This window comes from Sutcliffiella sp. NC1 (genome assembly GCF_027594365.1).
GTDB classification, from domain to species: Bacteria; Bacillota; Bacilli; order Bacillales; family Bacillaceae_I; genus Sutcliffiella; species Sutcliffiella cohnii.
The window spans coordinates 297,083-320,000 of the sequence record NZ_CP115153.1 but is presented as its reverse complement, the minus strand read 5'-3'; the positions used below and the strand labels follow the sequence as shown (position 1 = coordinate 320,000).

9 protein-coding genes, 7 rRNA genes and 2 riboswitches (1 of these 18 only partly in view) are annotated in these 22,918 nt (G+C 43.3%); all 16 genes read right to left on the bottom strand.

Annotated features, from left to right (window positions below; genetic code table 11):
• A 16S ribosomal RNA gene (locus O1A01_RS01710) occupies positions 1 to 532 on the bottom strand (it extends 1,020 nt beyond the left edge of the window).
• Positions 533 to 841: 309 nt separating this feature from the next.
• Positions 842 to 958: ribosomal RNA gene (gene rrf, locus O1A01_RS01705) — 5S ribosomal RNA — on the bottom strand.
• A gap of 78 nt (positions 959 to 1,036) precedes the next feature.
• Positions 1,037 to 3,971, bottom strand: a 23S ribosomal RNA gene (locus O1A01_RS01700).
• A 291-nt stretch (positions 3,972 to 4,262) separates the two neighbouring features.
• Positions 4,263 to 5,814: ribosomal RNA gene (locus O1A01_RS01695) — 16S ribosomal RNA — on the bottom strand.
• A 309-nt stretch (positions 5,815 to 6,123) separates the two neighbouring features.
• A 5S ribosomal RNA gene (gene rrf, locus O1A01_RS01690) occupies positions 6,124 to 6,240 on the bottom strand.
• 78 nt (positions 6,241 to 6,318) lie between these two features.
• Positions 6,319 to 9,253, bottom strand: a 23S ribosomal RNA gene (locus tag O1A01_RS01685).
• 292 nt (positions 9,254 to 9,545) lie between these two features.
• Positions 9,546 to 11,097: ribosomal RNA gene (locus tag O1A01_RS01680) — 16S ribosomal RNA — on the bottom strand.
• Together the 16S, 23S and 5S rRNA genes form the textbook arrangement of a ribosomal RNA operon.
• 523 nt (positions 11,098 to 11,620) lie before the next feature.
• The gene (locus O1A01_RS01675; RefSeq protein WP_270065430.1) at positions 11,621 to 12,922 is read right to left on the bottom strand and encodes an NCS2 family permease; all 1,302 of its coding nucleotides are present in this window, start codon (positions 12,920 to 12,922) and stop codon (positions 11,621 to 11,623) included.
• Between the two features lie 119 nt (positions 12,923 to 13,041).
• A riboswitch (purine riboswitch) is annotated at positions 13,042 to 13,143 on the bottom strand.
• A gap of 93 nt (positions 13,144 to 13,236) precedes the next feature.
• Positions 13,237 to 14,775 (bottom strand): glutamine-hydrolyzing GMP synthase, encoded by a 1,539-nt coding sequence (gene guaA / locus O1A01_RS01670; RefSeq protein WP_066415632.1) that lies wholly within the window; start codon positions 14,773 to 14,775, stop codon positions 13,237 to 13,239.
• A 191-nt stretch (positions 14,776 to 14,966) separates the two neighbouring features.
• A riboswitch (purine riboswitch) is annotated at positions 14,967 to 15,068 on the bottom strand.
• Between the two features lie 37 nt (positions 15,069 to 15,105).
• Complete coding sequence (locus O1A01_RS01665) at positions 15,106 to 17,325, bottom strand: transglutaminase TgpA family protein (RefSeq protein ID WP_270065429.1); 2,220 nt, start codon at positions 17,323 to 17,325, stop codon at positions 15,106 to 15,108.
• A complete protein-coding gene (locus tag O1A01_RS01660) occupies positions 17,326 to 18,537 on the bottom strand; it encodes a DUF58 domain-containing protein (protein ID WP_270065428.1) in 1,212 nt (403 codons plus the stop codon). It abuts the gene before it with no gap.
• 2 nt (positions 18,538 to 18,539) lie between these two features.
• Positions 18,540 to 19,490 carry an AAA family ATPase gene (locus tag O1A01_RS01655; RefSeq protein WP_270065427.1) on the bottom strand — a complete coding sequence of 317 codons (951 nt, stop codon included), beginning with the start codon at positions 19,488 to 19,490 and terminating at the stop codon, positions 18,540 to 18,542.
• A gap of 379 nt (positions 19,491 to 19,869) precedes the next feature.
• Entirely contained in the window at positions 19,870 to 20,076 is a 207-nt protein-coding gene (locus tag O1A01_RS01650; protein ID WP_270065426.1) for a hypothetical protein, read from the bottom strand.
• Positions 20,048 to 20,764 (bottom strand): hypothetical protein, encoded by a 717-nt coding sequence (locus O1A01_RS01645; RefSeq protein ID WP_270065425.1) that lies wholly within the window; start codon positions 20,762 to 20,764, stop codon positions 20,048 to 20,050. Before O1A01_RS01645 ends, O1A01_RS01650 begins: the two co-directional genes overlap by 29 nt.
• Before the next feature lie 20 nt (positions 20,765 to 20,784).
• Entirely contained in the window at positions 20,785 to 21,618 is an 834-nt protein-coding gene (locus O1A01_RS01640; protein ID WP_066415645.1) for a hypothetical protein, read from the bottom strand.
• A gap of 21 nt (positions 21,619 to 21,639) precedes the next feature.
• Entirely contained in the window at positions 21,640 to 22,857 is a 1,218-nt protein-coding gene (locus O1A01_RS01635) for a hypothetical protein (RefSeq protein ID WP_066415647.1), read from the bottom strand.
• Positions 22,858 to 22,918: the final 61 nt, after the last annotated feature.

The following is a 22,918-nucleotide window of genomic DNA, read 5'->3' as shown; positions in this document are numbered from 1 at the left end:
CTGCTGGCACGTAGTTAGCCGTGGCTTTCTGGTTAGGTACCGTCAAGGTGCGAGCAGTTACTCTCGCACTTGTTCTTCCCTAACAACAGAGCTTTACGACCCGAAGGCCTTCATCGCTCACGCGGCGTTGCTCCATCAGACTTTCGTCCATTGTGGAAGATTCCCTACTGCTGCCTCCCGTAGGAGTCTGGGCCGTGTCTCAGTCCCAGTGTGGCCGATCACCCTCTCAGGTCGGCTACGCATCGTTGCCTTGGTGAGCCGTTACCTCACCAACTAGCTAATGCGCCGCGGGCCCATCTGTAAGTGATAGCCGAAACCATCTTTCAATATAGTACCAGGAGGTACTATATATTATCCGGTATTAGCTCCGGTTTCCCGAAGTTATCCCAGTCTTACAGGCAGGTTGCCCACGTGTTACTCACCCGTCCGCCGCTAACTTCTTTAAAGCAAGCTCTAAAGAAGTTCGCTCGACTTGCATGTATTAGGCACGCCGCCAGCGTTCGTCCTGAGCCAGGATCAAACTCTCCGTAGAGTATTTGATTGCTCAAAATGTTTGCTGACTTATCGTCAATTTATTGTTTTGTCGATTTTAAAAACCGACTTGCACGCTATTGTTTTGTTTAGTTTTCAAAGAACATTTTAACGCGTCGCTCAAAAGCAACTATACTAATATATCATTTCCCATCTCGGAAGTCAACAACTTTTTTTATAAAAGTCATTCACTAGTTTTAACATAGAAACGATAGATTCTTATCTTACCCTATTAAACCTTACGGTTCAAGTGTTAAAATCTGGTAACGTATTGGGATAAAAAAGGAATAGATCCAAAAATCTATTCCCTGCCTGGCGACGTCCTACTCTCACAGGGGGACAGCCCCCAACTACCATCGGCGCTGAAGAGCTTAACTTCCGTGTTCGGTATGGGAACGGGTGTGACCTCTTCGCCTTCATCACCAGACATATTTAGTTGAAAGAATTGTTCTTTCAAAACTAGATAATATATTTTCATCAAGATCATTCATATCGTTCATTTAAATTGGTTAAGTCCTCGATCGATTAGTATTCGTCAGCTACACGTGTCGCCACGCTTCCACCTCGAACCTATCAACCTGATCATCTTTCAGGGATCTTACTAGCTTGCGCTAAAGGAAATCTCATCTTGAGGGGGGCTTCATGCTTAGATGCTTTCAGCACTTATCCCGTCCGCACGTAGCTACCCAGCTATGCCTTTGGCAAGACAACTGGTACACCAGCGGTGCGTCCATCCCGGTCCTCTCGTACTAAGGACAGCTCCTCTCAAATTTCCTACGCCCACGACGGATAGGGACCGAACTGTCTCACGACGTTCTGAACCCAGCTCGCGTACCGCTTTAATGGGCGAACAGCCCAACCCTTGGGACCGACTACAGCCCCAGGATGCGATGAGCCGACATCGAGGTGCCAAACCTCCCCGTCGATGTGGACTCTTGGGGGAGATAAGCCTGTTATCCCCGGGGTAGCTTTTATCCGTTGAGCGATGGCCCTTCCATGCGGAACCACCGGATCACTAAGCCCGACTTTCGTCCCTGCTCGACTTGTAGGTCTCGCAGTCAAGCTCCCTTGTGCCTTTACACTCTACGAATGATTTCCAACCATTCTGAGGGAACCTTTGGGCGCCTCCGTTACTCTTTAGGAGGCGACCGCCCCAGTCAAACTGCCCACCTGACACTGTCTCCCGAGCCGATAAGGCTCGCGGGTTAGAATTTCAATACAGCCAGGGTAGTATCCCACCGACGCCTCCACCGAAGCTAGCGCTCCGGCTTCTCAGGCTCCTACCTATCCTGTACAAGCTGTACCAAAATTCAATATCAGGCTACAGTAAAGCTCCACGGGGTCTTTCCGTCCTGTCGCGGGTAACCTGCATCTTCACAGGTACTATAATTTCACCGAGTCTCTGGTTGAGACAGTGCCCAGATCGTTACGCCTTTCGTGCGGGTCGGAACTTACCCGACAAGGAATTTCGCTACCTTAGGACCGTTATAGTTACGGCCGCCGTTTACTGGGGCTTCGGTTCAAAGCTTCGCGCCGAGGCGCTAACCTTTCCCCTTAACCTTCCAGCACCGGGCAGGCGTCAGCCCCTATACTTCGCCTTACGGCTTCGCAGAGACCTGTGTTTTTGCTAAACAGTCGCCTGGGCCTATTCACTGCGGCTCTCTCGGGCTTTAACACCCTAACAGAGCACCCCTTCTCCCGAAGTTACGGGGTCATTTTGCCGAGTTCCTTAACCAGAGTTCTCTCGCTCACCTTAGGATTCTCTCCTCGCCTACCTGTGTCGGTTTGCGGTACGGGCACCATATTCCTCGCTAGAAGCTTTTCTTGGCAGTGTGGAATCAGGAACTTCGGTACTATATTTCCCTCGCCATCACAGCTCAGCCTTTAGGATAAGCGGATTTGCCTACTTATCCAGCCTAACTGCTTGGACGCACATATCCAACAGTGCGCTTACCCTATCCTCCTGCGTCCCTCCATCGCTCAAACGGAATGAGGTGGTACAGGAATATCAACCTGTTATCCATCGCCTACGCCTTTCGGCCTCGGCTTAGGTCCCGACTAACCCTGAGCGGACGAGCCTTCCTCAGGAAACCTTAGGCATTCGGTGGAAGGGATTCTCACCCTTCTTTCGCTACTCATACCGGCATTCTCACTTCTAAGCGCTCCACCAGTCCTTACGGTCTAGCTTCAACGCCCTTAGAACGCTCTCCTACCACTGTTCGTAAGAACAGTCCGCAGCTTCGGTGATACGTTTAGCCCCGGTACATTTTCGGCGCAGAGTCACTCGACCAGTGAGCTATTACGCACTCTTTAAATGGTGGCTGCTTCTAAGCCAACATCCTGGTTGTCTAAGCAACTCCACATCCTTTTCCACTTAACGTATACTTTGGGACCTTAGCTGGCGGTCTGGGCTGTTTCCCTCTTGACTACGGATCTTATCACTCGCAGTCTGACTCCTGAGAAACAAGTCTTTGGCATTCGGAGTTTGACTGAATTCGGTAATCCGATGAGGACCCCTAGTCCAATCAGTGCTCTACCTCCAAGACTCTTTACTCAAGGCTAGCCCTAAAGCTATTTCGGAGAGAACCAGCTATCTCCAGGTTCGATTGGAATTTCTCCGCTACCCACACCTCATCCCCGCACTTTTCAACGTGCGTGGGTTCGGGCCTCCATTCAGTGTTACCTGAACTTCACCCTGGACATGGGTAGATCACCTGGTTTCGGGTCTACGACCACGTACTATGACGCCCTATTCAGACTCGCTTTCGCTACGGCTCCGTCTCATCAACTTAACCTTGCACGTAATCGTAACTCGCCGGTTCATTCTACAAAAGGCACGCTATCACCCATTAACGGGCTCTAACTACTTGTAGGCACACGGTTTCAGGATCTTTTCACTCCCCTTCCGGGGTGCTTTTCACCTTTCCCTCACGGTACTGGTTCACTATCGGTCACTAGGGAGTATTTAGCCTTGGGAGATGGTCCTCCCAGCTTCCGACGGGATTTCTCGTGTCCCGCCGTACTCAGGATCCACTCAAGAGAGAACGAGGTTTCAACTACAGGGTTTTTACCTTCTATGACAGACCTTTCCAGGTCGCTTCGTTTACCCCGTTCTTTTGTAACTCCGTATAGAGTGTCCTACAACCCCAAGAGGCAAGCCTCTTGGTTTGGGCTAATTCCGTTTCGCTCGCCGCTACTCAGGAAATCGCGTTTGCTTTCTCTTCCTCCGGGTACTTAGATGTTTCAGTTCCCCGGGTCTGCCTTCCATACCCTATGTATTCAGGTAAGGATACTACTCCATTACGAGTAGTGGGTTTCCCCATTCGGAAATCTCTGGATCAAAGCTTACTTACAGCTCCCCAAAGCATATCGGTGTTAGTCCCGTCCTTCATCGGCTCCTAGTGCCAAGGCATCCACCGTGCGCCCTTAATAACTTAACCATGTGCTAATTAAATTAGCGGTTTTCGATAACAGCGAATTGTTATCATTAGAAAATTACTAAGATGAACGATACTTGTGAATGTATCTTGATTACTTATATTATCTAGTTTTCAAAGAACATGGCTACTGACTTCAATCACATCGTGATTAGCTTCGTAGCTTACCTTCATGCTACTCTTGCTGCTTAAGGAATCCATCATCGTGGATTTCACTTGCAGACGCAAGCGCAATATTAATAGAGAGAATGATCTCTCAAAACTAAACAAAACAATGAGCGTGATTTTCCTTAGAAAGGAGGTGATCCAGCCGCACCTTCCGATACGGCTACCTTGTTACGACTTCACCCCAATCATCTGTCCCACCTTAGGCGGCTGGCTCCAAAAGGTTACCCCACCGACTTCGGGTGTTACAAACTCTCGTGGTGTGACGGGCGGTGTGTACAAGGCCCGGGAACGTATTCACCGCGGCATGCTGATCCGCGATTACTAGCGATTCCGGCTTCATGTAGGCGAGTTGCAGCCTACAATCCGAACTGAGAACGGTTTTATGGGATTGGCTCGACCTCGCGGTTTTGCTGCCCTTTGTACCGTCCATTGTAGCACGTGTGTAGCCCAGGTCATAAGGGGCATGATGATTTGACGTCATCCCCACCTTCCTCCGGTTTGTCACCGGCAGTCTCCTTAGAGTGCCCAACTAAATGCTGGCAACTAAGAACAAGGGTTGCGCTCGTTGCGGGACTTAACCCAACATCTCACGACACGAGCTGACGACAACCATGCACCACCTGTCACTCTGTCCCCCGAAGGGGAACGCTCTATCTCTAGAGGTGGCAGAGGATGTCAAGACCTGGTAAGGTTCTTCGCGTTGCTTCGAATTAAACCACATGCTCCACCGCTTGTGCGGGCCCCCGTCAATTCCTTTGAGTTTCAGTCTTGCGACCGTACTCCCCAGGCGGAGTGCTTAATGCGTTAGCTGCAGCACTAAAGGGCGGAAACCCTCTAACACTTAGCACTCATCGTTTACGGCGTGGACTACCAGGGTATCTAATCCTGTTTGCTCCCCACGCTTTCGCGCCTCAGCGTCAGTTACAGACCAGAGAGTCGCCTTCGCCACTGGTGTTCCTCCACATCTCTACGCATTTCACCGCTACACGTGGAATTCCACTCTCCTCTTCTGCACTCAAGTCTCCCAGTTTCCAATGACCCTCCACGGTTGAGCCGTGGGCTTTCACATCAGACTTAAGAAACCGCCTGCGCGCGCTTTACGCCCAATAATTCCGGACAACGCTTGCCACCTACGTATTACCGCGGCTGCTGGCACGTAGTTAGCCGTGGCTTTCTGGTTAGGTACCGTCAAGGTGCGAGCAGTTACTCTCGCACTTGTTCTTCCCTAACAACAGAGCTTTACGACCCGAAGGCCTTCATCGCTCACGCGGCGTTGCTCCATCAGACTTTCGTCCATTGTGGAAGATTCCCTACTGCTGCCTCCCGTAGGAGTCTGGGCCGTGTCTCAGTCCCAGTGTGGCCGATCACCCTCTCAGGTCGGCTACGCATCGTTGCCTTGGTGAGCCGTTACCTCACCAACTAGCTAATGCGCCGCGGGCCCATCTGTAAGTGATAGCCGAAACCATCTTTCAATATAGTACCAGGAGGTACTATATATTATCCGGTATTAGCTCCGGTTTCCCGAAGTTATCCCAGTCTTACAGGCAGGTTGCCCACGTGTTACTCACCCGTCCGCCGCTAACTTCTTTAAAGCAAGCTCTAAAGAAGTTCGCTCGACTTGCATGTATTAGGCACGCCGCCAGCGTTCGTCCTGAGCCAGGATCAAACTCTCCGTAGAGTATTTGATTGCTCAAAATGTTTGCTGACTTATCGTCAATTTATTGTTTTGTCGATTTTAAAAACCGACTTGCACGCTATTGTTTTGTTTAGTTTTCAAAGAACATTTTAACGCGTCGCTCAAAAGCAACTATACTAATATATCATTTCCCATCTCGGAAGTCAACAACTTTTTTTATAAAAGTCATTCACTAGTTTTAACATAGAAACGATAGATTCTTATCTTACCCTATTAAACCTTACGGTTCAAGTGTTAAAATCTGGTAACGTATTGGGATAAAAAAGGAATAGATCCAAAAATCTATTCCCTGCCTGGCGACGTCCTACTCTCACAGGGGGACAGCCCCCAACTACCATCGGCGCTGAAGAGCTTAACTTCCGTGTTCGGTATGGGAACGGGTGTGACCTCTTCGCCTTCATCACCAGACATATTTAGTTGAAAGAATTGTTCTTTCAAAACTAGATAATATATTTTCATCAAGATCATTCATATCGTTCATTTAAATTGGTTAAGTCCTCGATCGATTAGTATTCGTCAGCTACACGTGTCGCCACGCTTCCACCTCGAACCTATCAACCTGATCATCTTTCAGGGATCTTACTAGCTTGCGCTAAAGGAAATCTCATCTTGAGGGGGGCTTCATGCTTAGATGCTTTCAGCACTTATCCCGTCCGCACGTAGCTACCCAGCTATGCCTTTGGCAAGACAACTGGTACACCAGCGGTGCGTCCATCCCGGTCCTCTCGTACTAAGGACAGCTCCTCTCAAATTTCCTACGCCCACGACGGATAGGGACCGAACTGTCTCACGACGTTCTGAACCCAGCTCGCGTACCGCTTTAATGGGCGAACAGCCCAACCCTTGGGACCGACTACAGCCCCAGGATGCGATGAGCCGACATCGAGGTGCCAAACCTCCCCGTCGATGTGGACTCTTGGGGGAGATAAGCCTGTTATCCCCGGGGTAGCTTTTATCCGTTGAGCGATGGCCCTTCCATGCGGAACCACCGGATCACTAAGCCCGACTTTCGTCCCTGCTCGACTTGTAGGTCTCGCAGTCAAGCTCCCTTGTGCCTTTACACTCTACGAATGATTTCCAACCATTCTGAGGGAACCTTTGGGCGCCTCCGTTACTCTTTAGGAGGCGACCGCCCCAGTCAAACTGCCCACCTGACACTGTCTCCCGAGCCGATAAGGCTCGCGGGTTAGAATTTCAATACAGCCAGGGTAGTATCCCACCGACGCCTCCACCGAAGCTAGCGCTCCGGCTTCTCAGGCTCCTACCTATCCTGTACAAGCTGTACCAAAATTCAATATCAGGCTACAGTAAAGCTCCACGGGGTCTTTCCGTCCTGTCGCGGGTAACCTGCATCTTCACAGGTACTATAATTTCACCGAGTCTCTGGTTGAGACAGTGCCCAGATCGTTACGCCTTTCGTGCGGGTCGGAACTTACCCGACAAGGAATTTCGCTACCTTAGGACCGTTATAGTTACGGCCGCCGTTTACTGGGGCTTCGGTTCAAAGCTTCGCGCCGAGGCGCTAACCTTTCCCCTTAACCTTCCAGCACCGGGCAGGCGTCAGCCCCTATACTTCGCCTTACGGCTTCGCAGAGACCTGTGTTTTTGCTAAACAGTCGCCTGGGCCTATTCACTGCGGCTCTCTCGGGCTTTAACACCCTAACAGAGCACCCCTTCTCCCGAAGTTACGGGGTCATTTTGCCGAGTTCCTTAACCAGAGTTCTCTCGCTCACCTTAGGATTCTCTCCTCGCCTACCTGTGTCGGTTTGCGGTACGGGCACCATATTCCTCGCTAGAAGCTTTTCTTGGCAGTGTGGAATCAGGAACTTCGGTACTATATTTCCCTCGCCATCACAGCTCAGCCTTTAGGATAAGCGGATTTGCCTACTTATCCAGCCTAACTGCTTGGACGCACATATCCAACAGTGCGCTTACCCTATCCTCCTGCGTCCCTCCATCGCTCAAACGGAATGAGGTGGTACAGGAATATCAACCTGTTATCCATCGCCTACGCCTTTCGGCCTCGGCTTAGGTCCCGACTAACCCTGAGCGGACGAGCCTTCCTCAGGAAACCTTAGGCATTCGGTGGAAGGGATTCTCACCCTTCTTTCGCTACTCATACCGGCATTCTCACTTCTAAGCGCTCCACCAGTCCTTACGGTCTAGCTTCAACGCCCTTAGAACGCTCTCCTACCACTGTTCGTAAGAACAGTCCGCAGCTTCGGTGATACGTTTAGCCCCGGTACATTTTCGGCGCAGAGTCACTCGACCAGTGAGCTATTACGCACTCTTTAAATGGTGGCTGCTTCTAAGCCAACATCCTGGTTGTCTAAGCAACTCCACATCCTTTTCCACTTAACGTATACTTTGGGACCTTAGCTGGCGGTCTGGGCTGTTTCCCTCTTGACTACGGATCTTATCACTCGCAGTCTGACTCCTGAGAAACAAGTCTTTGGCATTCGGAGTTTGACTGAATTCGGTAATCCGATGAGGACCCCTAGTCCAATCAGTGCTCTACCTCCAAGACTCTTTACTCAAGGCTAGCCCTAAAGCTATTTCGGAGAGAACCAGCTATCTCCAGGTTCGATTGGAATTTCTCCGCTACCCACACCTCATCCCCGCACTTTTCAACGTGCGTGGGTTCGGGCCTCCATTCAGTGTTACCTGAACTTCACCCTGGACATGGGTAGATCACCTGGTTTCGGGTCTACGACCACGTACTATGACGCCCTATTCAGACTCGCTTTCGCTACGGCTCCGTCTCATCAACTTAACCTTGCACGTAATCGTAACTCGCCGGTTCATTCTACAAAAGGCACGCTATCACCCATTAACGGGCTCTAACTACTTGTAGGCACACGGTTTCAGGATCTTTTCACTCCCCTTCCGGGGTGCTTTTCACCTTTCCCTCACGGTACTGGTTCACTATCGGTCACTAGGGAGTATTTAGCCTTGGGAGATGGTCCTCCCAGCTTCCGACGGGATTTCTCGTGTCCCGCCGTACTCAGGATCCACTCAAGAGAGAACGAGGTTTCAACTACAGGGTTTTTACCTTCTATGACAGACCTTTCCAGGTCGCTTCGTTTACCCCGTTCTTTTGTAACTCCGTATAGAGTGTCCTACAACCCCAAGAGGCAAGCCTCTTGGTTTGGGCTAATTCCGTTTCGCTCGCCGCTACTCAGGAAATCGCGTTTGCTTTCTCTTCCTCCGGGTACTTAGATGTTTCAGTTCCCCGGGTCTGCCTTCCATACCCTATGTATTCAGGTAAGGATACTACTCCATTACGAGCAGTGGGTTTCCCCATTCGGAAATCTCTGGATCAAAGCTTACTTACAGCTCCCCAAAGCATATCGGTGTTAGTCCCGTCCTTCATCGGCTCCTAGTGCCAAGGCATCCACCGTGCGCCCTTAATAACTTAACCATGTGCTAATTAAATTAGCGGTTTTCGATAACAGCGAATTGTTATCATTAGAAAATTACTAAGATGAACGATACTTGTGAATGTATCTTGATTACTTATATTATCTAGTTTTCAAAGAACATGGCTACTGACTTCAATCACATCGTGATTAGCTTCGTAGCTTAACCTTCATGCTACTCTTGCTGCTTAAGGAATCCATCATCGTGGATTTCACTTGCAGACGCAAGCGCAATATTAATAGAGAGAATGATCTCTCAAAACTAAACAAAACAATGAGCGTGATTTTCCTTAGAAAGGAGGTGATCCAGCCGCACCTTCCGATACGGCTACCTTGTTACGACTTCACCCCAATCATCTGTCCCACCTTAGGCGGCTGGCTCCAAAAGGTTACCCCACCGACTTCGGGTGTTACAAACTCTCGTGGTGTGACGGGCGGTGTGTACAAGGCCCGGGAACGTATTCACCGCGGCATGCTGATCCGCGATTACTAGCGATTCCGGCTTCATGTAGGCGAGTTGCAGCCTACAATCCGAACTGAGAACGGTTTTATGGGATTGGCTCGACCTCGCGGTTTTGCTGCCCTTTGTACCGTCCATTGTAGCACGTGTGTAGCCCAGGTCATAAGGGGCATGATGATTTGACGTCATCCCCACCTTCCTCCGGTTTGTCACCGGCAGTCTCCTTAGAGTGCCCAACTGAATGCTGGCAACTAAGAACAAGGGTTGCGCTCGTTGCGGGACTTAACCCAACATCTCACGACACGAGCTGACGACAACCATGCACCACCTGTCACTCTGTCCCCCGAAGGGGAACGCTCTATCTCTAGAGGTGGCAGAGGATGTCAAGACCTGGTAAGGTTCTTCGCGTTGCTTCGAATTAAACCACATGCTCCACCGCTTGTGCGGGCCCCCGTCAATTCCTTTGAGTTTCAGTCTTGCGACCGTACTCCCCAGGCGGAGTGCTTAATGCGTTAGCTGCAGCACTAAAGGGCGGAAACCCTCTAACACTTAGCACTCATCGTTTACGGCGTGGACTACCAGGGTATCTAATCCTGTTTGCTCCCCACGCTTTCGCGCCTCAGCGTCAGTTACAGACCAGAGAGTCGCCTTCGCCACTGGTGTTCCTCCACATCTCTACGCATTTCACCGCTACACGTGGAATTCCACTCTCCTCTTCTGCACTCAAGTCTCCCAGTTTCCAATGACCCTCCACGGTTGAGCCGTGGGCTTTCACATCAGACTTAAGAAACCGCCTGCGCGCGCTTTACGCCCAATAATTCCGGACAACGCTTGCCACCTACGTATTACCGCGGCTGCTGGCACGTAGTTAGCCGTGGCTTTCTGGTTAGGTACCGTCAAGGTGCGAGCAGTTACTCTCGCACTTGTTCTTCCCTAACAACAGAGCTTTACGACCCGAAGGCCTTCATCGCTCACGCGGCGTTGCTCCATCAGACTTTCGTCCATTGTGGAAGATTCCCTACTGCTGCCTCCCGTAGGAGTCTGGGCCGTGTCTCAGTCCCAGTGTGGCCGATCACCCTCTCAGGTCGGCTACGCATCGTTGCCTTGGTGAGCCGTTACCTCACCAACTAGCTAATGCGCCGCGGGCCCATCTGTAAGTGATAGCCGAAACCATCTTTCAATATAGTACCAGGAGGTACTATATATTATCCGGTATTAGCTCCGGTTTCCCGAAGTTATCCCAGTCTTACAGGCAGGTTGCCCACGTGTTACTCACCCGTCCGCCGCTAACTTCTTTAAAGCAAGCTCTAAAGAAGTTCGCTCGACTTGCATGTATTAGGCACGCCGCCAGCGTTCGTCCTGAGCCAGGATCAAACTCTCCGTAGAGTATTTGATTGCTCAAAATGTTTGCTGACTTATCGTCAATTTATTGTTTTGTCGATTTTTAAAAACCGACTTGCACGCTATTGTTTTGTTTAGTTTTCAAAGAACATTTTAACGTGTCGCTCAAGAGCGACTTTATTATCTTACCAAATCAAAACTTCTAAGTCAATAACTTTTTCAAAATAATTTTCTCGAAGTAGTCATTGTCATTTGGTAGATTACTATCTTACAACGTTACCTTATTAATTTCAACTGGTAAATTTGTAGGTAATTTTTAATTGCTTAAGCACTGATTAGCACTTCAATCAGGCGGATACTTATCATAACACGGCATACAAATAACGTCAATTACTTTTTTAATATAATTTTACGGCGTTCGATTCCCTCTTCAATATAATAAGGAATCTACTAAAAATCCAACTAGGGCCCGTTGTTAAACCCCACATACAATCCCTAATAAATAAAAAAGCGGGACTCTACTAGAGAATCCCACCACTGTATTTATTATTATAGAAAGAACTCGAATTTATTCTGCCAAGAAAACAAAGTATAGAATAAAGATAATAAATAAACCATACATTATTGGATGTATTTCTTTCCCTCTTCCTTTAACAAGCATTGTAATAGGATAGAAAACGAATCCGATCGCAATACCTGTAGCAATACTATAAGTTAACGGCATCATAATAATTGTTAAAAAAGCTGGTACAGCTATTTCGAATTTACCCCAGTCAATCTTACCTAAAGCAGAAACCATTAATACCCCAACGATAATTAGCGCAGGCGCCGTAACTGGAGCTGTAACTACAGAAAGTAACGGCGAGAAGAATAACGCTAGCAGGAATAGTCCCGCAGTGACAACCGAAGCAAAACCAGTTCTTCCACCAGCTGCAACACCCGAAGTGGACTCTACATAAGAAGTAGTTGTTGATGTACCTAAAATAGATCCTACTACAGTAGCTGCCGAGTCAGATAATAAAGCTTTGTTTGCGCGTGGTAATTTTCCGTCTTTCAAAAAGCCTGCTTGGTTCGCAACCCCTACTAAAGTACCCGCTGTATCAAAAAAGTCAACAAACAAGAAAGTTAAAATAACTACTAACATTTGAACGGTGAATATTCCACCTAAGTTACTAATAGCCGCACCGAATGTTGTTTCCATACTCGGAATTGAACCTACAACTGCCTCTGGACGATCAATTAAACCGACGAACATTCCGACGATGGCTGTAATAACCATCCCGATGAAAATACCACCTTTAAGACCTCTTACCATTAAAATTACTGTAATTACTAGACCAAATACCGCGAGTAATACATTACCATCTCTTAAATTACCTAAACCAATTACCGTACCAGGATCCGCAACAATTAAACCTGCATTTTGTAACCCTATGAACGTAATAAATAGTCCGATACCCGCTCCAACAGCATATTTTAATTCTGCAGGAATTGCATTAATTATCTTCTCTCGAATTCCTACAGCTGTAATTGCAATAAAGATTAAACCGGATACTAACACACCCGCTAACGCTGTTTCCCACGGGATTCCCATTCCTATAACTACCGAGAAAGCAAAAAATGCATTTAATCCCATACCCGGTGCTAGTGCAATTGGATATTTTGCATAAAGCCCCATAATAAGCGTACCGATAGCAGCCGCAAGAGCTGTAGCTGTGAATACAGCACCGTAATCCATTCCTGCCTCTGTTAGGAACATCGGATTAACAACTAGAATATAAGCCATTGCTAAAAAGGTAGTTATACCAGCTACTGACTCTGTTTTATAATTTGTACCGAATTTCTCAAATTCGAAGTAACGTTTTAACATAGAATTATTCCTCCTCGTTTTTAAAAATAAAAAAAGCACTCCGGTTACCAGGAGCGCTTAACTTTGCGAGAATATAGAAAAATATAAACTCTCTTCTTATAATTAAGAAACGAGGCAATTTATATTTAACCATATCTCGTAGTCAAGCTATTAACGGTAGCCTGGTAGAAACTTTCGGGCCATATCCCCGAGATTATACGACATATGAAAAACTATTAATTAGTACATACTTATATTACTCCCAGATAAAATTTATGTCAATAAAAAATACGAACATTTTAATTAAAAATGTTCGTATTGTTCGTTTATAGTTATTATTCCCATTCAATTGTTGCTGGTGGCTTACTCGTAATATCGTATACTACACGATTGATGTGGTTTACTTCGTTAACTATTCTTGTCGAGATAGTTTCCAACACATCCCAAGGGATACGAGCCCAATCAGAAGTCATGCCGTCAATAGATGTTACTGCACGAAGACCAATTGTATAATCATACGTACGTTGGTCACCCATTACTCCTACACTACGGATGTCAGGTAATACCGTAAAGTATTGCCAAATATCACGATCCAGACCAGCTTTTATAATTTCTTCGCGTAAAATATAATCAGATTCGCGAACAATTTCTAACTTATCTTCCGTAATCTCACCCAATACACGAATACCAAGACCTGGACCTGGGAACGGTTGACGCCATACAATTTCATCAGGGATACCTAATTCTGTTCCTAAAGCACGTACTTCATCTTTAAATAATGTATTTAATGGTTCTATTAATTCAAATTGCATATCTTCTGGCAAGCCACCAACGTTATGATGAGACTTGATTGTTTGTGCTGTCGCTGTACCACTTTCAATTATATCTGTATAAAGAGTACCTTGAGCTAAGTAATCAATTCCTTCTAACTTAGCCGCTTCATCATCAAATACGTAAATGAACTCATTACCGATAATTTTACGTTTCTGCTCTGGATCTGATACACCTTTTAATTTATCCATAAAGCGATCCTTTGCATCGACCTTAATGACATTCATATTGAAACCTTCACTAAATGTCTTCATTACGCCTTCAGCTTCATTTTTACGTAATAGACCGTGGTCAACAAAGATACAAGTTAATTGGTCACCGATTGCTCTATGAATTAATACCGCTACTACAGAGGAATCCACGCCACCACTTAGTGCACAAAGAACTTTCTTATCCCCTACTTGTTGGCGAATTTTCTCCATCTCGATTTCAATAAAGTTTTCCATCGACCAACTGTCAGAGCATCCACAAACTTCAAATACAAAATTATTTAACAATTCGTTACCGTGTACAGAATGACGTACTTCTGGATGGAATTGCACTCCGTATAATTTGCGAGCTTCATCACTCATTCCTGCAATAGGGCAAGTTGGTGTTGTAACATCCGTCACAAAACCTGCTGGTGTTTCTACTACTAAGTCACCATGACTCATCCATACAACTTGCTCTTCAGGAAGATTTTCATATAAAGAGGACTTATTAGTTACCGTTACTTTTGCTTTACCGTATTCACGATGATTAGCTTTGTCTACTTTTCCACCGAAGTGTTTTGTCATTAACTGCATTCCATAACATATACCTAACACAGGAATACCTAAATCAAAAATCTTCTCATCACAACTTAAAGCCCCTTCACCATATACACTGTTAGGGCCACCAGAGAATATAATCCCTTTCGGATTCATTTTTTGAATCTCTTCAGCTGTAATTGTATGTGGATGCAACTCACTATAAACACCGAATTCACGGATACGACGAGTAATTAGCTGATTATATTGACTACCAAAATCAAGCACAACAATCATTTCTTGAACGCCTTCCATCCTATTCACCTCTTCTGCTAGATAAAAGAATACGCAGCCTATATACAGTTAGCCTCACCATTTGTTTAGAAAAGATGCTTACAATTGATATAAAAATTCCACAAACACTCATTATTGTAAACATTTTTTCTTAAAACAATAAAAAAAGACTAGATTTCTGCAAAATAAAAAGAAGGCAGAATTCTAGTCTAATAGTAAGACACTGCCTTCATAGTCAGATTGTTAACGGCAATCCGGTAGAGACTCTCGAACCATATTATCGAGGATATATGAAGTCATATACGTATTCGTATTAATTTGTCCTTATTCTATCAGTCTGTTTACATATGGTCAAGATGATGCTTTTTTAATTAAATTTTCCCACAATTCTTTTGAATGCTCCCATTCTTCACTTGAAGAGTCACCTCGATAGATAACACGTTCATAACGTTCTGTTAGTGTTTGCATCGCATCTGTGTATAAGTAGTTATCTACAAACTTGGCGTATTCACGTAAAGTTTGACCATCTTTTCGAGCAACTCCATTTTTATTTAAAATCTGCAACAAGACTTTATAAGCTTTCATGAATGCTTTATCGTCTTTGCTTCTTTTATATAAGAAAATAAAATAATATGGCAACCATTTATTCCTAGTGAAAAATAATAACCCTGCATAAAATGCTATTCCTACAAAAATGAAAAGTAGTGTTTTCCACGAAAGATTAATACCGAATTGGAAGGCAGTCCCTCCACTTCCGTTGTCAGTTTGTTCAGAGCCACCCTCTTCAAACATATCTTCAGCATTACGTGGATTTTCTTGTTCTGGTGTCTCATTATTTTCAGGTATAAGATCTTCACCATTTTCTGATTCTTCATTTTGCAGTGTACTTTCATAAACAAAGTTATAAGGATTATCAAAACCACTTGTCGGTTCAAACGTCACCCAACCAACTTCCGGAAAGTAGACTTCTACCCAAGAATGGGCGTTATTATTCGAAACTTCATACATTCTAGTTCCATCGTTTGTCAGCTCTAGCAAATCTCCATGTGTATAACCTTTCACCCAACGAGCCGGAATACCGACAGACCTTAACATAACGACCATCGATGTGGAAAAGTTATCACAATATCCTAACTGTGTTTCAAATAAAAATTGATCAACATAATCTTGATTACCAGTCGGTACAGCAACATTAGTAGTTTCATATTCAAAACCATTTCTCGCAAAATATCTTTCTACCGCTTTTGCTTTATCATAACGCGTTTCAAATGAAGACGTTATTTCTTCTGCCAAATCTTTAACACGGTCTGGTAAAGAAGAAGGTAACTGAGTATACATTTCAACAAACTCTTCATCACTTTCTAAACCAGCACCCGGCTCTGCACGATGTAATCTCTCGATATAATAACGCGGGTAGTCATATTGTAAGGAATAGGATTGCAACGAGACATCTGTTGAAATTTTTTCTGTTACCGAATTAACCTCAAACGTTACTTCCTCACTCTCTTCTTCACGCCATAATGGAATGACACTTTGTAAACCGATAGGATAATTAATATGAGGATACGTTAGTTCCATGTCAATTGTTGCTTGTAATGATTCTGTTTCAACTTTATCAGCTAACCAATTTACTTCTGTATTCTGGCCATTTATGAGTTCAATTGATTCACCGTCAGACACTTCCCATCCTTTACCAGTGTATATATCCTTCGTTTCCACTCGCCAATAATGACGTTTTTCCACTTCGGCGGTAAAGACGACAGAAGGGTCCCCGATAAACGGACCACCTAATCTACTATCATTATCTCCATAACCAAGTTTCCGAACTTGACCATTACCCGGCCCGAAACCTTCTCCTGTTCCTGTGAAAAAAGGGACCGGGTCCGGCCATTGTGGCGCAGCCTTTGGTGATAAGTAGCCAATCGTTGCGGCACCGAATACCATAATGATAAACGGAATCCCCCAGGCCATAATCATTTTATTATTTTTAAAAATTCCTTCTTGTTCACGAACTCTCTCTATATGAACAAAACCAACCAAAATTAATCCGACTACAATTAAACGAATTATCGCTCCATTCCCATTGTACGTCGTAAAAGTATCTAGAATCGCCACATACGTAATGGAAAGTGCTACAAATAAAAACATTTTCTTTCGATACAATATCCAATAAATTAATAGGTAGCTAATGAGCCATAGTAATATAAACAATAGTAAGGAACGAAAGAAACCACTCATCGCCGTCCAATCAGCAGCAAAGATAACACTCACATTATATTTAAGGTCTGCCCAAAAAATAGAGAACCAATCTTTCGATAAAAACTTTTCCTTCATATACAAAATATGAAGAAAGTAAAACATAAACCCTGTCTGTATAACAAAACCAATTAAAGGCATAATTTGTAGATAAGAAATCGTAAAGGCAACAGCTAAAAATACAACAAATACGTAAGCATTTGACGTATCCGTCACTTCCGATAACGGTCGCACCCATTCTAATAAAAGGAGAAAACCGAATAAGTGCATCATTAAAGCATACAAATTACGTTGGAAAGGAGTTGTTTTGGCCATTTAACTCACCTCACTATATAAGGATTTAAGTTCGCCTTGTTTCACAACCTTTACATATACATCCCGTTTTTGTAGTTGTTCGATATAGACGCTTTCTTCTTTTGACACTCTTTGTCCTTCATCTTTCGTAACATACACTTGCATATTCATTTGGCGATACGTTAATTTCCCAATCGAATCAACCATTCCTTTTGTTAATTTTCCAGTAACAAATAAAAACGTTACATTCGGTTGAGCTTTTCCCATTTCCATTTCCATCGTCTTCGCAAAGCTAATTTTACTGTTCGGTTGTACACGAGCAAGATGAAAATAAATTTGTGCGAATTGCTCTTCCCCACCGCGTAACGGAAAAATGGAGCGGTCTTTACCAATCGAGACAAGTCCAACTTGAGAGCCGAATCTTAATATAGCTTTCGTCAATGCTGCCGTATAACTAACAGCACTTTCAAAAGAGGAAGCTTGCGAACGATCTAAATAGATGAGAACATCATGACTTTGCTGTTGCTCAAATTCCTTTGTCATAATGTCATTCTTTTTAGCTGTTGCTTTCCAATCAATCCAAGAAAAACGATCCCCTGGCTGATATTCACGAACTCCTACCGTCATAGATGTATCACGAACAAGTTTTACATTGGAAGTTGTACTACCTTGGTCAAATTTGCTCTCTCGCTTACGATAAATTAAATCTACATAGTGCGGATATACGAGAAAATGATTTTCTAAATGGCATACCTTTTCTTTTTCCAAAAGTCCTAAAAAATCACCAGTCTTAAGGCGAATCGTTGACAATGTATGCTCTCCACGTGGCATTCTATCTAATGCGTATTGAAAAGTTATCGTCTTTTTAAACCATGGGAATAGTAATATTTTTACTTTTTTCGTTTGTACGCAAAATAATAGGTCCGATGGTAACACTTCCTCCATAACGAGGTATCCTAGTGGAAACGGAAACTTTCGAGTAACCGTTACTGTCCCAATTAGCCGGTCGCCCGATCGGTATTGTTCTTGATTCAATGTTCGCGTCACTTTAAAATCATTTAAAGGATAAAAGAGTATAAGCAGACCGTAAATTGAAAAAGGGAGAAAACTAAAAAATAAAAACCAACTAACAAATCCACCTTGAAACATCGCATACATAAACGTTACCACTAATAAAAACAGAAAAGCGACTAGCTTCGAAGTACGCTTAAATTTACGAAAATAAGCTTTCATCGTTAGCTCATTGACCTTTGAACAGGAATCGGTGTACGGTCTATTACTTTTTCAACTACATTTTCCGTTGTAACACCTTCAAATTTTGCTTCTGATTTTAAAATGATGCGGTGTGGTAACACATAGCGAGCTAAATATTGCACGTCATCTGGAATGACAAAATCTCTACCTTGAACATACGCATAACTTTGCGAAGCTTTCATTAGAGCGACGGACGCACGCGGGCTTGCTCCTAAGTAAACAGATTGATGCATTCGAGTACGATGTACCATATCGACAATATACTCTTTAACAGTTAGGTCAACATGCACACTTCTTACTTCCTGTTGCATTTGTCTTAACTCATCTAACGTAACGACTGGCTCTAGTTCCAAAATCGGTTGGCGATGTTCAATATTAATTAAAATTTCCACTTCCTCTTGTGGAGTTGGATAACCCATATTCATTTTTAAAAGAAATCGATCTAACTGTGCTTCTGGTAACGGATAGGTACCTTCATATTCAATTGGATTTTGCGTTGCCATAACGAAAAATGGTGTACCGAGCGATAACGTTGTCCCGTCTACCGTTACACTCCCTTCTTCCATTCCTTCTAAGAGCGCTGATTGTGTTTTAGGAGAAGTACGATTAATTTCATCTGCTAAAATAATATTTCCCATAAGTGGACCTGGGCGGAATTCAAATTTTAGTTCCTTCGGGTTATATATGGAGCTACCTGTCACATCAGAAGGTAGTAAATCTGGAGTAAACTGAATACGCTTAAAATCTGCCCCTACCGACTTAGCTAATGACCGAACCATCATCGTTTTTCCTACACCAGGTACATCTTCTAACAAAACGTGTCCACCAGCTAATAGAGACACCACACTTAATTCTGCCACATGTTTTTTTCCAATCATTACTTTCCCAATATTATCTAAAATACGTTGAACTTGCGCTTGCTTTGTTCCCATGACAATTTATCCCTCCAGCATCTATTTAAATCAAATATTATAAATCTCCTTATACATACAATAGCCAGACATTGGTTACCCTTAACAATATTTAACCGAATTATAAAAAACACTAACTTTCTCTATATTCTACAAATACCAATAAAACCCTTTTAATAAATGAGAAATTTGTCATAATTTAAGAGTGAAAGAATTACTGCTTTTTACACATTGCCATATGAAAAGTATAACAAAGAAATGTATTCCTTCCTTTGTGAAATTATTCCAAGCACATTCTAGTAGCTTTTCTCCATAAGGTTAGACGTTTCATAGAATAAAAGAGTTACCGAGAAAGGCATAAAAAAAACCGAAGTTCTATCACCTCGATTTTTACCTTCCATTATACCTGTTGACGTATTTGTTTTAGATGATTGTTTCTCATAAACGGCAAAGCAATCCCAACAAAGATCGGGATAAACGGAAAACTTTCACCAACAAAAAACAGAGATAGAGCAAGCGGAATTACTAATCCATAAATCATAATCATAACGAATAAATAAAACCTTCTCCATTTCCTCTCACGTGTAGACAGCTCGAATGTCGACATCCCCTAATCCTCCTTCTTCCTTCCACTCTTCTTTCCATTTCAAAAAATTTAACGTTAATAAAATAATTCCGAAAGGATAAATAGCCACCGATACTATTAATTTCGCAATTAACACACCGAAATAAATATCAATAAATAGAGAGGATAAATATATAGTTATTACCCCCAAACCCCAATCGAGCAATCCAATTAATAGTAAAATACCTAATAGCGAGAAAAATTTCTTTTTAGCCAAATTAGCTGATTTTTTCATCGCCCTCCCAATCTTCCATTCCTCAGAAGCAATAAAGTATGGGGTTAAATAATAAAATACCAATAAAATAATGCCCGGTATTAAAAGAAACAAACTTCCCACTACAACCATCCACGTTAATAGTGTTCCGAACAGGAAAAAAGTAAAAGCTTGATCCGCAAAAAAGACGAGGGATCGTTTTAATTTTCGTTCTTCTCCGTTCTCTTCTAGTAATACATATTTAATAAATGGGCCTTGTGCCATGACAACAATTAACAAAGTAAAAACGGCATTTGCCAAATCGCCATATAATGTAATTCCGTTAAAGGTAGAAATACTATAAATGTAGTTTACAATTATCGTTTGAAGTAACAATAACGGCAAAAGAATGATGAAAGATATTACTAATAGGCGATCAAAATGTTTCCCATAGAACATTAAACTATTTGCAATCACACTATTTCCCCTTTTCTCCCTTAATCTCCGTTCCTAATGATGGGAATAACTTTTCGTTCAAAATCCTTTTTCCCATTTCGTTCAACAAGCTCCTTCGCTAACTCCATACCTTTTTCATCAGCTGAAATAATTTGGTGATTTCCAACTTCATCCTCGCCTAATAACCGTACGGATTTTTCTAACTCTTTTAATGAGGATGGCGATAAAAAGTCATTAATACCAGCTACTAGCCGCTTTACTTCAGGATAGAAATCTTCCTGCTGATACAATTTCCTATCTTCTTTTATTTTTTTAGTAATTGGAACTGCTTCTGTTAGCCGCATCGCAGTTGAAAATACAATTTCATTGAATTCCTCACCGATATTCAGCGCACGATGGTATATTTCCAAGTCTAAATGATTGGTACGTAGCACCTCATCATGTAATTTAGTAAACTCTTCTACTATCTCAGGCAACCTTCTCCTCCGACACAATATTTCATCCAGTATAGAAAAATACTTATGAAAGGCCGAATCCTCTGTTTTGCTTGTAATCTTCATTAGCAACTCATATTTTTCTTCTATCGGTTTATAGGACTTTCGCATTTCCGGTATTATTACTCTCGTAACATCTAAAATAAAGTTATTATAGCTATTTATATAGTAAGCTACTTTTACAGCAGTAGATTTTGGTACTACCGCTCCTGTTTCGTCCAAAATGACAACACCTGTAGTTTTTTTAAAGCGTAAGTATATACACTGATAATATTTTTTACTATTGTAAAAAAAATAGTACGTATACAACTCAGACTTTTCTAGCATTTTTTTATGTTTTTGTATTACGCTTGATAAATCATTCGTAAATTTTACAGTCATTTAATAAATCCTTTCTCAGCGTTATTTTCCAAAACCGAAAAATCCTCCAATTTTTTTCGCTAAGTTTTTAGCACCTTTCACAATTTCTTTTCTTTTTCTAAACGTTTTATAACCAAGACTAATCAAACTAGCCGCTGTCCCGACCACTACCATTCCAGCAGCTACACCTTGTAACCCAGGAATCATCGCTACTGGAGCTGCCAGTCCCGTTATAACATCACCAACACTTCCGATGGTTGACATAATTGCATCTGTCCGATCTACTCCACTTGTTGATTGGATTTTTTGAACATTGTTAACGGTATCTATTATCGAAAAAGGTAAAAGAGCCGTTGAAACGATCGCATTAGCAGGAGTAAACGTCTTCGTTGCAGGAGTATTAACTAATTGAGATGCTGAAGATATAGAGCCCGCCTGACTAACGGCTTCCCTAGTTTTTCCTAAGGACCTTAGTTTATTAATCTCCTCATATAACTTTTTCCCTGTTCTTACGGTATCAACACCAGCAAATACCCCTTCGAGTGCTTCATTTCCTTTCGTGAACGTTTTAATGCCTGAATAAAAGATATTATTTTTATATTTATACAAATCAGAAGCCGACGCATCGTTTTGTCTTGCTAATTTATCAGCAAAATTGACTGTGTCGCCTACCATTTTTGAAGTGAATTTTATGATGTCATACTTATTAGGGCCACTGTTCGAAATCGCATCTTCAGGCGAGGCAGATGGGTCCGTTAGCGAAGGGCTCGAAGCTTCTGTTTCAGTAGACGGTGGAGAGTTAGCAGAATTGTTCCCTTCTAGTTCATTAATATCTTGCTGTAGCGCATCTTGTACAGTCGATGAAAAGTCCCTTAGTTCTGTAAGTTGCCACTCCATCACTGTTATTTCATCTACAGTCCAATCTGACAATTGCGATAATTCATCTAGTACAACATCATAGTTTTCTATGATCCATTCCCGATTTTCGAGATCTTCCATCACCCATTGCATTAATTCCGGGCTTTGCGTAAACCACTCATATTGGGTTAGCTCATATAAAACTATTGTTTGCTCCGTTAAATTTTCTGGCAACCACTCTTGGATTTCTAGCGGGTCTACTTTCCATTCATGCTGTTGAAGGTCTTCTAATTTCCATTCAGCAGGTTTCCATACTCCTGGATTCCACGCGTTAGCAACAGGTAAAAAAGCATTCCAAGCAACGAAAAACATCGCAAGGAATAATATACTTATTTTTCTCATATATCTTCCTCCATCCCCATACAATATATCCCTAAAAAAAGCTTGTAGAGAAAAGTACATA